Annotated in this window: 13 protein-coding genes; 1 reads left to right on the top strand and 12 read right to left on the bottom strand. The window is 29.6% G+C overall.

What is annotated here, in order from left to right:
• Positions 1 to 2: 2 nt before the first annotated feature.
• The 11 genes from I4V51_RS01000 to udp form a co-directional block, all read right to left on the bottom strand.
• Complete coding sequence (locus I4V51_RS01000) at positions 3 to 764, bottom strand: HAD-IIB family hydrolase (RefSeq protein WP_195986463.1); 762 nt, start codon at positions 762 to 764, stop codon at positions 3 to 5.
• A gap of 65 nt (positions 765 to 829) precedes the next feature.
• Positions 830 to 1,276 carry a fructose PTS transporter subunit IIA gene (locus I4V51_RS21000; RefSeq protein ID WP_243281347.1) on the bottom strand — a complete coding sequence of 149 codons (447 nt, stop codon included), beginning with the start codon at positions 1,274 to 1,276 and terminating at the stop codon, positions 830 to 832.
• A 30-nt stretch (positions 1,277 to 1,306) separates the two neighbouring features.
• The gene (locus tag I4V51_RS00995; protein WP_243281346.1) at positions 1,307 to 2,743 is read right to left on the bottom strand and encodes a PTS fructose transporter subunit IIBC; all 1,437 of its coding nucleotides are present in this window, start codon (positions 2,741 to 2,743) and stop codon (positions 1,307 to 1,309) included.
• Between the two features lie 176 nt (positions 2,744 to 2,919).
• Positions 2,920 to 4,854, bottom strand: coding sequence for a BglG family transcription antiterminator (locus I4V51_RS00990; protein WP_195986462.1), 1,935 nt, complete (start codon positions 4,852 to 4,854; stop codon positions 2,920 to 2,922).
• A 192-nt stretch (positions 4,855 to 5,046) separates the two neighbouring features.
• Positions 5,047 to 5,700 (bottom strand): fructose-6-phosphate aldolase, encoded by a 654-nt coding sequence (gene fsa, locus I4V51_RS00985; RefSeq protein WP_195986461.1) that lies wholly within the window; start codon positions 5,698 to 5,700, stop codon positions 5,047 to 5,049.
• Between the two features lie 97 nt (positions 5,701 to 5,797).
• Positions 5,798 to 6,505, bottom strand: coding sequence for a purine-nucleoside phosphorylase (gene deoD, locus I4V51_RS00980; protein WP_195986460.1), 708 nt, complete (start codon positions 6,503 to 6,505; stop codon positions 5,798 to 5,800).
• A gap of 26 nt (positions 6,506 to 6,531) precedes the next feature.
• The gene (locus tag I4V51_RS00975; RefSeq protein ID WP_195986459.1) at positions 6,532 to 7,455 is read right to left on the bottom strand and encodes a transketolase family protein; all 924 of its coding nucleotides are present in this window, start codon (positions 7,453 to 7,455) and stop codon (positions 6,532 to 6,534) included.
• Between the two features lie 18 nt (positions 7,456 to 7,473).
• Positions 7,474 to 8,280 carry a transketolase gene (locus I4V51_RS00970; protein WP_195986458.1) on the bottom strand — a complete coding sequence of 269 codons (807 nt, stop codon included), beginning with the start codon at positions 8,278 to 8,280 and terminating at the stop codon, positions 7,474 to 7,476.
• 49 nt (positions 8,281 to 8,329) lie between these two features.
• The gene (locus tag I4V51_RS00965) at positions 8,330 to 9,520 is read right to left on the bottom strand and encodes a phosphopentomutase (protein ID WP_195986457.1); all 1,191 of its coding nucleotides are present in this window, start codon (positions 9,518 to 9,520) and stop codon (positions 8,330 to 8,332) included.
• Between the two features lie 67 nt (positions 9,521 to 9,587).
• Positions 9,588 to 10,790, bottom strand: a complete 1,203-nt coding sequence (locus I4V51_RS00960) for a nucleoside transporter C-terminal domain-containing protein (protein WP_195986456.1) — start codon at positions 10,788 to 10,790, stop codon at positions 9,588 to 9,590.
• A gap of 46 nt (positions 10,791 to 10,836) precedes the next feature.
• The gene (gene udp / locus I4V51_RS00955; protein ID WP_195986455.1) at positions 10,837 to 11,619 is read right to left on the bottom strand and encodes a uridine phosphorylase; all 783 of its coding nucleotides are present in this window, start codon (positions 11,617 to 11,619) and stop codon (positions 10,837 to 10,839) included.
• A gap of 220 nt (positions 11,620 to 11,839) precedes the next feature.
• On the opposite strand from udp, the gene I4V51_RS00950 reads away from it, so the two are divergent.
• Complete coding sequence (locus I4V51_RS00950; protein ID WP_195986454.1) at positions 11,840 to 12,574, top strand: GntR family transcriptional regulator; 735 nt, start codon at positions 11,840 to 11,842, stop codon at positions 12,572 to 12,574.
• A 95-nt stretch (positions 12,575 to 12,669) separates the two neighbouring features.
• Here the strand turns inward: I4V51_RS00950 and I4V51_RS00945 are convergent, their stop codons facing one another.
• Entirely contained in the window at positions 12,670 to 13,815 is a 1,146-nt protein-coding gene (locus I4V51_RS00945; RefSeq protein ID WP_195986453.1) for an alpha/beta hydrolase, read from the bottom strand.
• Positions 13,816 to 13,871: the final 56 nt, after the last annotated feature.

The raw sequence follows: 13,871 nt of genomic DNA, 5'->3' as shown, positions 1-13,871 counted from the left end.
CTTTACTTTTTCATAAAATTATTTATACAATCCGCTACTGACTTGACAACATATTTCACATTGCTTTTTAATTCATCTTCAACATGGTGAAATGTAAATGAATTATCAGTTACCTCAAACATGCTAATATCATTCCATGAATCACCTATAGTATAAACATTAGTCTCTTCTATATTTTCCTTTTCTACAACATACTTTACTCCATTCCCCTTTGAGCATCCTATGGGAACTATATCTATATAATTTATATTTCTATAAGCAATAACTTCATTATTATAAACTGAATTAATATTATCCTTTATTACTTCTATATCCTCTATTTTAGCCTCTGGTAAATACATAGAAATTAAACTAATTTCCTCATTAATCTCTTCAATTGAATTCACTCTTTTTGTGTTATCATAAGGTAAATAATCAAAGTCACTTAAAAGATATGTAAAGTATCCAGACTCCACAGATAGCTTAATACCTTCTTTATAATAAAAATTTATAATACTTTTAATTGTTTCCCTTTTAATTATATTATGTTTAACTGTATTTTTATTTTTATCTAAAATAATTGCACCATTTAAAAGTACATAATAATCTATCTTTATATCATGTTGATCTTCTAAAAATATTACTCCATTATAAGGTCTTCCAGTAGAAACAACAAAAATATCATTTTTATTATTTAAATCTAATATAGCCTTTTTATTTTCATAACTTAAATTATTTCCAACAACTAATGTTCCATCTAAATCAGATGCTAATAATTTTTTCATTATATCCCCCGCTTATTAAAAAAAGCTGAATCTTACTTAAGATTCAGCTTTTTTTATTTTTTATATTATTTAGCTGTCTTAGCTAAAAGCATTTCACAAAGTGATTCCTTATTGTCTGTTGCTAATATTTCTTCCTTAAATTCATCATCCATTAAACTTACAGCTAACACTTGTAATATTTTTAGATGTTCATTTCCTTCACCTTCAGGAACAGCTATTAAGAATATTAAGTTAACTGGCTCATCATCTAAAGCTTCCCATTCAATCCCTTGTAAGCTCTTACCAACCATTACTGTTGGAACCTTAACCCAAGAAGATTTTGCATGAGGTATTGCTACTCCATCTCCAATTCCTGTTGTTGACATAGCCTCTCTTGCTTTTACGTCGTCAACATACTTATCAACATTTTCTAATCTATCTTGAGCTAATAAAGCTAAATACTTAATAGTCTCAAATTTTTCTTTTGTGTTTAAATCTAAATCTACATATTTTACATCAAATAACTTATTCATAATTCCTCTCCTCAAACTATACTTTTATTTTTATGCTGCTATTTTTTCAGCTACTTGTTCATCTTTTTTATATTTAATTCCCTTTAATAAATTTACCATTGCTGCAGTTACCACTGAACCAACTATAATTGCTACAAAGAACATTACAATTCCTTCAATACCACCCATTACTGCTACTATTGGTCCACCATGTGGTACTATATCAGTAACTTTCCCAAGAGCTGCTATATTAGCTCCTATTATTGAACCAACCATTAATGATGGTATAACTCTCAATGGATCCATTGATGCAAATGGAATTGCTCCTTCTGTTATTCCACAAAGTCCCATTGCAAATGCTGCTTTACCCGCATCTAATTCTTCTTTACTGTAATATTTCTTTCTCACAAATGTTGCAATACCCATTCCAATTGGAGGAATAGCTACCGCTGCTGCTATTGGTCCCATTACTTCTGGGTTACCAGCAGTAATCATTGATACTCCAAATAAAAATGCTGTTTTATTAACTGGTCCACCCATATCAAATGCAATCATAGCACCTAAAATTGTTGCTAGCACTACCATACTTGCCCCTGATAAACTTGCTAAGAAGCTTGTTAATCCTTCAAATACTGATGTAATTGGTCCACCTAAAACAAATATAAATGCTAAACCTGTTGCTAAAGTTGATATAATTGGTATTATAATGATTGGCATAATTGGCTTAATCATATTTGGAACTTTAATCGCTTTTAATCCTTTAACAATATAACCTGCTAAGAAACCTGTTACTATACCACCTAAAAATCCTGCATTTGCTTCTGATCCATAGAAAGAACCATTAGCTGCTATATACCCACCTATTAACCCTGGAACTAATCCTGGTCTATCTGCAATTGAATAAGCAATGAATCCTGATAAAACTGGAACCATAAATGCAAATCCAGCTGCACCTATTTTTTCTACACTCTTCCAGAATGAATCATCCGGAACAACTAATCCCGCATCAGTAGGTTGACCACCAAAAGCTAATGCTAAAGCTATTAATAGCCCTGCAACTACTACAACTGGAATCATATAAGAAACTCCACCCATTAAATGCTTATAGAAAGCTGGTTGCTTAGCTTTTATTGCTTTCTTTTCTTCATCAACACTCTTCATTTTCTTTTCAGTCTTTTTCTTTTCAACTTTTCCATCTAAGAACATTTGAATTAAAACATCTGGCTCTTTTATTGCTCTTGCTATTGGACATTCTATCATTGCCATTCCTTCAAATCTTTCTAGACTAACTGCTTTGTCCGCTGCGATGATAATACCATCTGCTTCTCTTATATCTTGTTCTGTAATAACATTTTCTGCTCCTGTTGAGCCTTGAGTTTCAACCTTAATCTCCACTCCCATTTTCTTTGCCATTTTATTTAACTTTTCTGCTGCTATGTAAGTATGAGCTATACCTACTGGGCATGAAGTAATTGCTAATAATTTCATATATCAAAACCTCCATCATCTTAAAAGTTTTCTAGTTGAGTTTGTTTCACTCACCTTATGACTTAATTATAGATTCAATGTAAACATATTCATAGTTATACTTTTTCCGTTTATAGAGGAAATCATTTCTCAGACATTTTCTTTCCTATAAAAGAGGAAATTTCCTATCTATATGTTTAAAAATTAGAAACTACTTTCTTTAGTTCATCAAAGCTCTGACATTTAATTATTTTTTTAATTACATCTATATCTATTATATTTTTATAAATTTTTTCTAGATAAGCTTTCCATTCTTCTCTATCTTCTACAGACATTCCAATAAAAAATACAACTTGTACTTTTTCCTTATTCCATGTTATGGCCTTCTTTAATACAGAAACAGAAATAAAGGATTCTTTTATTTCTTCATTCATATCATGAGGAATAGCTACTAAGTCACCAATTTCTGTACTTGCCAACTTTTCTCTATTAAATATATTTTCTTTTACTTTCTGTGTTATGTACTTCTTCTCAATTAATCTATTAGTTATATTCTCTAAGATCTCATCTCTAGTATTACCTTCCAATGTATTAAAAAAGACAGACTCCTTAAATTTACTAACTAACTCATTACTACTTAAGGAATTTCCACTTAGTTTATTATCTATTAAATTAATTTCATCATTATCTAAAAGACTTTTTATATAAACTACCTTATTACATTCAACCTCTAAATTAATTGTAGAAATTATTAAATCATATGAATTTAAAACGTCTTCGTTAAATTCATATTTAGGTATAGTATCTATAATATTTATTCTATCTTTAAATTTAACTTCTAATTTTACTTTTAATAAAAGTGAAGTTCCTACTCCATTTTCACATACTATAACTATATTCTTTTTATCCTTATCACAATTTCCTTCATATCTTTCAATAGCAGCTGCAAAATGTAATGCTATAAAACCAATATCATCTTCACTTAAATCACATCCAATAACTTCTTTAATTATTTCATTTGAATATACTGATAATTCTAAAGAAAATGGATAATTATTTTTTATAGCACCTAATAATGAATTTTCTACCACTATTCCATATTGAGCTCTATATATTGATGATTTAAGATGGTGTGCTAAGAAATCTATTAATATATTATCTTCTAAAAAGTTTATATTAAATTCATCCTTTATTTTAAGCAAAATCTTATCTACTAATAAGTACTCATTAGTAAGTCTCATATCTTCATTTGCTTTAACTGAAATTGAACTACTCGCTACTATATACTTTGTTAAATATAATACTTCATTTTCATCAATACAAACATTCAATATTATGTTAAGTTCATCACAAATAGCTTTTGCAACTTTATATCTCCATGCACTTTGTAATTTTTCCTTTGTTTCTGTAGAATACTCAACATTATTTCCACTGTTATTTCTTATTAACATAATAATAATAAAAGAAATAATATCCTTTAATGCCTTATCAGATAATTTAAAATCAAATGTTGAAATAATATCTTTTACTATAGAACCTACTTTATCTTCACTTATATTTTTTATTATTTTTTTAAAGTCATCATTTACTTTATTCTTTATTTCCTCATTAAAACATATATATCTTTTAATACAAGTTCTTATCTCTTCTTCTTTGCCAAAAATAGTAAGGCCTTTATTGCCTACCTTTTCAATATTTAAATTATATTCATTTAGATTATCCTTAACTATTTTCATATCATTTTTTAATGATGAAATACTTATAAATAGACTATCTGCAATTTCATTTTGTGTTACCCCATCAACACCATCTAATTTGCTAATTAAAAGCTTTGCAATTATGTTTTCTACCCTGCCTAAAGATGTAGTATTATCTGAAATACTTTTAGAGTTATTAGAACTAACTAAAATATTAAATAAACCATCATCTAATATTTCTAGCTTATAGCCTCTAGATTTTTCCGAAATTATATTAGCACCATTTTTCTCTAAAATTTTATTTAACTCTTTTATATCACTTCTAATAGTCCTAGACGAAACACCTAAGTTATTGCATAAAAATTCTCCTGTAACTATGTCCTTATTTTCGTTTAATAATTCTAATATATTTTGCAACCTTGGACTTTTTATCATTTTAATTCACCCTAATCTTTTCATAATTACTTTATTCTATATGTTACCCCTAATGAAAACATATTCATAGATATATTTTTTCCTTTACTATAGGAAATACTTAATCTTAATTATACAAAAAAATAACTTATGGAATAGTTTTTTCTGTTCCATAAGTTACATTTTATCATACCGCTTTAATAATACCTTTAATTATTTTTTATCTCCAAATACCTTCTCATAATCACTTATAAACTTTTCAATTCCTATATCTGTTAAAGTATGTTTCATCATTTGAACAATAACATTATAAGGAATTGTTGCAATATGTGAACCTGCTAATGCTGCATCTAGTACATGCATTGGGTTTCTTACACTTGCAGATATAATCTCAGTTTCAATTCCATGAAGTTCGAACATTTCTGATATTTGTCTAATTACATCTATTCCTGGATTTCCTATATCATCTAATCTCCCTAAAAATGGACTTACATAAGTAGCTCCTGCTCTAGCCGCTAATAAAGCTTGTACTGGTGAGAATATTAATGTAACATTTGTCTTAATCCCTTTTGCTGATAATCCTTTTGTTGCTTTTAATCCCTCTTCACACATTGGAATCTTTATAACTATATTCTTATGCATTTCAGCAAGCTTAATTCCCTCTTCAATCATTTCTTCAGCCTTTAAGCTCATTACCTCTGCACTAATAGGCCCATCAACAATTGAGCATATTTCATTTATAACATCCTTTAAATTTCTACCTTCCCTAGCTATTAATGATGGATTTGTTGTAACTCCACAAATAACACCTAATTCATTGGCTTTTCTAATTTCATCTATATTAGCTGTATCAATAAATATTTTCATCTCGCTTCACCTTCATACCTTATTATTATTATTATTATTATTATTATTATTAAACTAATTTAATTCAACTCTAAAACCTTATATTAACAAATATATTTTATAAAGCTACTAGAGTATCTAGAGCAACTTCCATCATATTCTTAAAAGTTGTTAATCTTTCTTCTGATGTTGTAACTTCACCTGTAATAAAATGATCACTAACTGTAAGTAATGTTAAAGCATTTACATCATACTTAGCTGCAACTGTATATAATGCAGCTGTCTCCATTTCTACAGCTATACACCCAAATTCAGCCCATCTTTTCCAATCTTCATTATCATCTCCATAGAATGTGTCTGATGAAAATACTTGTCCAACTTTAGGATCATATCCCTTTTCTACAGCTACATCATATGCTTGTTTTAAAAGCTTAAAACTTGCTGTTGGACAATATGTTCTTCCTTGGAATCTTGTTAAATTTATATTTGAATCAGTTGATGTAGACATAGGAATTACTAAATCTCTAATCTTTACTTCTTCTTTATATGATCCACAAGTACCAACTCTTATTAAATTTTTAACTCCATATTCCTTTATTAACTCTGTAGAGTATATTGACATAGATGGTATTCCCATCCCTGTACCTTGAACAGAAATTCTTTTTCCCTTATATGTTCCTGTAAAACCTAACATTCCTCTAACATCATTATAACAAACAGGGTTTTCTAAAAATGTCTCTGCTATAAACTTTGCTCTAAGTGGGTCTCCTGGTAATAATATATTTTCAGCTATTTCTCCTTGCTTTGCATTAATGTGTATACTCATAAAATCTACCTTCTTTCATTATACTTTTATAATAATTTCTTTATATTTTCAATAATTGATTTTGACGTTAAATTATATTTTTCCATAAGCTCGTTAGGCGTTCCTGATTCCCCAAAAGTATCTTTGATTCCTACCATTTTAACTTGAGTTGGGCATTCATCACATACTACTTGAGAAACCATCGCACCAAGCCCACCAATTATAGAATGTTCTTCTGCTGTTACTATTCCTTTAGTTTCCTTTGCAGCTTTAATTATTATTTCTCTATCTATAGGTTTAATTGTTGACATATTAATGACTCTAACTGAAATTCCTTCTGACTCTAATACTTTTGCAGCTTCTAAAGCCTTTGAAACCATCATTCCTGTTGCAATTACTGTTACATCATTACCTCGTCTAATTTCTGTTCCTTTTCCTATTTCAAACTTATAATTATCATCGAATATATCTTCTGTATTACATCTTCCAAATCTTAAATAAACTGGTCCATACATTTCAGCTGCTGCCTTTGTAGCCTGCATTGCTTCTCTATGATCAGCTGGAACTATAACTGTCATATTTGGAAGTGAATTCATTAAAGCTATATCTTCTATAGATTGATGTGAACCACCATCTTCTCCTACTGTTATACCAGCATGAGTAGCCGCTATTTTAACATTAACTTTAGGATAACATATTGAATTTCTTATTATTTCAAAAGCTCTTCCACTTGCAAATACTGCAAATGTACTAGCAAATGGTACTAACCCTACATTGGCAAGTCCTGCTGCCATTCCCATTAAATTTTGTTCTGCTATCCCAGCATTAAAAAATCTATCACTATATATTTTTTTAAAATCAGCTGTTTTTGTTGACTTAGAAAGGTCAGCATCTAATACAACTATATTTTCATTTTCATTTCCTAATTCAACTAACGCCATTCCATATGACTCTCTTGTTGCTTTTCCCATATCAAAAATCTCCTCCTTCTACTTATTTAGTTCAACTAATGCTACTTCTTTTTGTGCTAAATTAGGAGCTTGTCCATGCCATCCTGCTTCATTCTCCATAAAGCTTACGCCTTTACCTTTAATGGTCTTAGCAATTATCATGGTTGGCTTTCCTTCTACTATTTTTCCAAAAGCCTTATCTATATCCTCATAGTCATGCCCATCACAAGCTACTACATTCCATCCAAAGCTTTCAAACTTTTTATCTACAGGACTAATATTCATTACTTCTTCATTTTTACCATCAATTTGAAGTCCATTATAATCTAAGATAGCAACTAAATTATCTAATTTATAATGCCCTGCTGCCATTGCTGCCTCCCATACTAAACCTTCTTGAATCTCTCCATCACCTAAAATTGCATAGACTTTAGATTTACTTTTTTTATGTTTAAGTCCTAATGCCATTCCCACAGCATTTGATATTCCTTGCCCTAATGATCCTGTTGAAACATCTACTCCCGGGATCTTCTTTGCATCTGGATGACCTTGAAGCATAGCCCCTATTTTTCTTAAACTCATTAACTCTTCTTTAGGGAAAAATCCTTTTTCAGCAAGAACAGCATATAATGCTGGTGCTGCATGTCCTTTACTCATTACAAATCTATCTCTATTTTCATCCTTTGGATTTTGTACATTAATATTCATCTTTTCAAAATATAAATAAGTCATTATATCTGTACAAGATAAAGATCCTCCCGGATGTCCAGATTTTGATTCGTAAATCATTTCTACGATACTTCTTCTAATATTTTTTGCTATAACATTTAAATTATTATTATTCATATTTTCACCAACTACTTTTTAAATTTATATAATATTTATTACTAACTATTTAAATTAATTTCTCTAAAACTGATTCTCCAATAGTATTTTTTGGCATGTTAACTTTAAAATTATCAGCTATAGTAGCTCCAAGTGTTCCAAAACTTTCAGATGTTTGTAATAATCCATTAGCTTTCATTGAAGGTGAATATGCTAAAAATGGTACATACTCTCTTGTATGATCTGTTCCTGAATATGTCGGATCATTTCCATGATCTGCAGTTAATATTAATAAATCATCTTCTCTTAATTTTTCTAATGCTTTTCCTAGATTAACATCAAACTTTTCTAATTCATTTGCATAACCTTCTGGATTTCTTCTATGTCCCCATAATGCATCGAAATCAACTAAGTTTACAAAACATAATCCTTCAAAGTCTTTATCCATAATTTCTAAAGTTTGCTCCATTCCATGAATAGAACTTTTAGATTTATGAGATTCTGTTATACCTTCTCCATCAAAAATATCATTAATTTTACCTACTGAAATTACGTCGAATCCGTTATCTTTTAATTCATTAAGCACAGTTCTTCCATAAGGTTTTAAAGCATAATCATGTCTATTACTTGTACGTTTGAATTCTCCTGCCTTATTTCCTAAATATGGTCTTGCAATTACTCTTCCAACTTTCCATTCATCTTTAAGTGTTATTTCTCTTGCAATTTCACAACATCTATATAATTCATCTAAACCAAAAGTTTCTTCATGCCCACAAATCTGTAATACAGAATCAGCAGATGTATAAACAATCATATCTCCAGTTTTCATTTGATGTTCACCAAGTTCATCCAATATCTCTGTACCGCTTGCACTCTTATTTCCAACAATTTTATGACCAGTTCTATTAGATAGTTCATCTAATAATTCATTAGGAAAACCTGTTGCAGTAAATGTCTTAAATGGTTTTGTAATATGTAGCCCCATCATTTCCCAATGTCCTGTCATAGTATCTTTCCCAACACTAGCTTCCTTCATTTTCATTTGATATCCCAAAGGATTTGATACCTTATCTATATGCTCTATTTTATGTAGGTTAGAAATACCCATCTTCTTCATATTAGGAATATCAAACTTCTTTACAGACTTTGCTATATTTCCTAAAGTATCAACTCCAACATCACCATACATTTTAGAATCTTCCATCTCACCAATTCCTAGTGAATCAATTACTATTGTAAAAATTCTTTTATACTTTTTCATATAAATCCTCCTCGTATATCTATTTAATTAAATATATTTTTAAGTCTGTAAAAACATACTTTTATATTTATATAAGAGTTATAACTCCAACTATCATTGCACTTAATACACTTACTGTAAATCCTCCAATCATAGCCTTAAATGCTAATTTAGCAAGTGTATTTTTCTTCTCTGGACATAATGCTGAAATTCCTGAAATACAAACTCCCATACTTGAAATATTAGCAAATCCACAAAGCGAAATAGTTATTATTAATCCTGTTCTATAACTTAATTCATTTAATATTTTACCTAAAGCTTCAAAGGCTACAAATTCATTTAATGCTATCTTAGTTCCTAACATTTGCCCTGCAGTAAGAACTTCCTTTCCGTCTAATCCCATTAACCATCCAATTGGTGCAAATAAGTAAGACAATAAATCTTGAAGAGTTGTTCCAAATATGCCTAAAAATCCATTAACCATAGCAACTAATGCAATTATTGCAATTAATGAAGCTCCAATTGCTAGTGCAGTATTTAATCCACTCATAGCTCCTTCTGAAATAGCTCCAATTAAATTTTCATTATCACCTTTACGATCCATACTTATATCATCAAACTGTCTAGCTTCCTCTATTTCAGGGTATAATATTTTTGAAATTGCAATACTACCCATTGGAACTAAAGCACTTGCGATAAGTAAATATTCCATAGGAATACCTAATGCTGTATATCCACCTATTATTGTAGCTGACATACTTCCCATTCCAGATACTAAAACAACTAAGATTTCACTTTCAGTCATTTTATTTAAATACTTACTAACTAGTATAGGACTTTCAGTTTGCCCTAAAAACATATTAGCTACAGCAACAAAGCTTTCAACCTGTGTAGTACCTAAAAGCTTACCTACTGCTTTTCCTATTATTTTAACTACGAACCCTAATATTCCTAAATAATACAAAGCTGCAACTAAAGCTGAAACAAATATTATATTTCCTAATGTTTGAATTGCAAATATAAATCCTGTAGATGCTGCACCATCTGCAAGGCTTCCAAATAAAAATGCTAAACCATCTTTTCCATAATCTAAAATTCTAGTTACAACACTTGAAACCTTTTCAACTGCAAGCCTACCAAGAGGAAACTTAACTAGTATAAAAGCAATAATAAATTGTATTGACACAGCCTTTAAGATAGTTTTATACGGAATATTTTTCTTGTTTGTTGACATTATATACATTATGCTTAATATAACTACTATTCCTAATAGACTTATAAGTATTTTCATTTTCCCAACTCCCTATTCTTTACCATAATTTATTAATTAAGATAATTTATTCTTCTTTTGACTTATCTTCAGCTATTAAATTTCTTATAGCTTCTATTGCTACCTTTATAGCACCTTCTGTATCATGAACTTGTATATTTTCTAAACCTAACTTTTCTCTTTCTTGATTTGCTATAGTTAAAAATATTGCTCCTACTCTAACTCTTAAATAACTTCCAACTATAAACAATGCTGCTGATTCCATCTCTGACGCTAAACAACCACATCTAACCCATGCATCCCATTTATTCATTAATTCATATCCTATAGGTATTAATTGTGGTGAATGTTGTCCATAAAATGAATCCTTTGATTGGACAACTCCTGCATGATAAGTTTTTCCTAACTCTTTAGAAGCCTTTACTAATGAATTTACTACCTCTAAGTTTGCAACTGCCGGAAATTCGATTGGAACATACTCTTTAGTTGTTCCTTCCATCCTAATTGAGCCAGTCGCTATTACCATATCCCCACCTTTTACTTCAAGGTCCATTCCACCGCATGTCCCAACTCTAATAAATGTATCTGCACCACATTTAACTAACTCCTCTAATGCTATAGCTGCTGATGGACCTCCAATTCCAGTAGATGTAACACTAACCTTAACACCATCTAAATAACCTGTATAAGTAACATATTCTCTACTATCAGCTACTAATTCTGCATTCTCAAGATACTTTGCTATTTTTGCACACCTCTTAGGGTCACCTGGCATAATTACATATTTTCCTACTTCACCAGCTGCAACATTTATATGATATTGTTTTTCTGAACCCTGTGAATAAATCATTTTAACTCCTCCCAAATAAACCTTTTTCCCATACAACTTTAAACTTGTATGTTTACTTGTATGTTTTGTATGGACTAATAATAACATGTTGTATTATCCTTGTCAATCGTTTACATGGAATTTTTTATATTATTATTGGTTATTAACTATAAATGTTTTATAATTTATCTAAACAAATACTTTATATTGTATTTTATTATTTAATGAAGAGGTAAAAAAAATGTCTGATATAAATATTGTAGATAAAAAAAAGGGATTACTTTATGTAGCTGTTTATAACAAACTTTTTAAAATGATAAATGAAGGAACCTTTCCTGAAAATAGCAAGTTACCAACCGAGCCCGAACTAGCAAAAGATTTAGGCGTAAGCAGAAGTACATTACGACAAGCATTAGCCTTATTACAAGATGATGGTTTAATAAAAAATATACATGGAAAAGGTAATTATATTCAAAAACAAGCTCCCCCTAAAAAGATAGGCTTAGAAAAAATAGGCCATATAGTTCATAAATGCTTAGAAAAAACAATTGATAATGTAGAAATGGAATTTAAAATAGATCCGCCTTCTGATTATTATACAAAAATATTTGAAAAGAAAACTCTTGCAACTGTTTGTGTTGATAGGTGGTATACATCTAGTGAAGGAACTTTAGCTTACACTTTTACTATACTTCCTATAGAAAGTATAGATGAATTAAATATTGATTTAAATAATAAAGATTCACTACTTAACTTACTTGAAAGTGAAATTTATGAACAATGTACTAATACTTCTGTAGAATTTAAATTCTCTACTTTTAATAATTTTGCAGCTAAAAGATGTCCATTATCATCTGAAAAACGCTTTTACTTAATAGAAGAAAAAATTTATAAAAATAGTGAATTTCCTATAATAGTTAATAAACATTATCTACCTTTACAATACACTACAATAAAATTTCATCCTACAAAATAATTTATAATCATTAAATGAACTTTAACTTAAATTAGAAATGAGTTGAATCAAAAGTTATTTTGATTCAACTCATTTTTTATAATCATATATATTTCTTATAAATTTTTAATAGCATCTGAAATAATATTGGCTAAATCTTCAGCCTGTGGAACAAATCCTAACTTATCAATAAATGCATGAGTCATACCCTTATATCTATAACAAGTAACATTAACTTCTGCATCTTGAAGCTGTTTTGCATAAAACTCTGTTTGAATTCTAAGTCCATCAAATTCAGCTCCAACTAATATTGCTTTTGGCAAATTACTATGTGATTTTGCTACCATTGGACTAACATAAGGATTATTAACTAAATCAGGACTTGGCAAATAACTCTTTAATATTGGATCACTAAAATCATTACTTGGTCTTCCTAAGCCTATTAATGGACTTACTTTTTCTTCTAATTCAGGTGCAATCTTAATCATATCTTCTGACCACTTATATCCTGGAACTGAGGCATCTCCAAGAGCTATTGCTGGGTAAATTAACACTTGTAATGCTATCATTGGAATCCCTTCATCTCTTGCCTTTAATGAAACTGCTGCTGCATAATTACCGCCTGCACTATCACCACCTACAGCAATTTTATTTTTATCAACTCCATACTTACTTGCATTATCATATATATGCTTTATTGCATAATAATTATCATTTAATCCATTTGGGTATGGCTTTTCAGGAGCCAGTGAATAATCAATATTAAATACTACACAGTTAGCTTTTTCTGCAATTAGTTTGCAAAAATTTTCTACTACATAGGTAGTTCCACCTATCCATCCTCCTCCATGAATAAATACTAAAGCTGGTTTATTTTTAGTTTTTTGAATATGCCTTGGATAATAACGCCATACCCCTACTTCATTTCCACTATCAGTTATTGTCTCAAATTTTGTATAAATCTCAACGGTATTTAAATTATAATTAGCAAATCCCATACCATCCCTAATAATTGAGATAATATTACCTAATGATAGCTCTTCCTCCTTAATATCATTATTAACATTTTCTTCTATCCTTTGATCATCATTACTAGTTTTACTTGCCCAATGACCTTCCATTATTGCTTTCTCACAAGGATCCAAATACCCTTCTCTTACCTCTCCCGGTATTGACTTTAATATAATTTTTACACCATTATTTTCTATTTCTATCTCTTCATTTTTTAATATTTCTAAATATTCTTCTGGATATTTCCTCATAAATAATCACCCTCCACTTATTAACTTAATTATATCATTAACGTTTACATGAAATA

Origin of the sequence: Clostridium sp. D53t1_180928_C8 (assembly GCF_015667795.1) — a bacterium.
In the GTDB taxonomy this organism is placed as follows: domain Bacteria; phylum Bacillota; class Clostridia; order Clostridiales; family Clostridiaceae; genus Clostridium.
The sequence above is the reverse complement of the archived record's forward strand: the minus strand, read 5'-3'. Positions and strand labels throughout refer to the sequence as shown.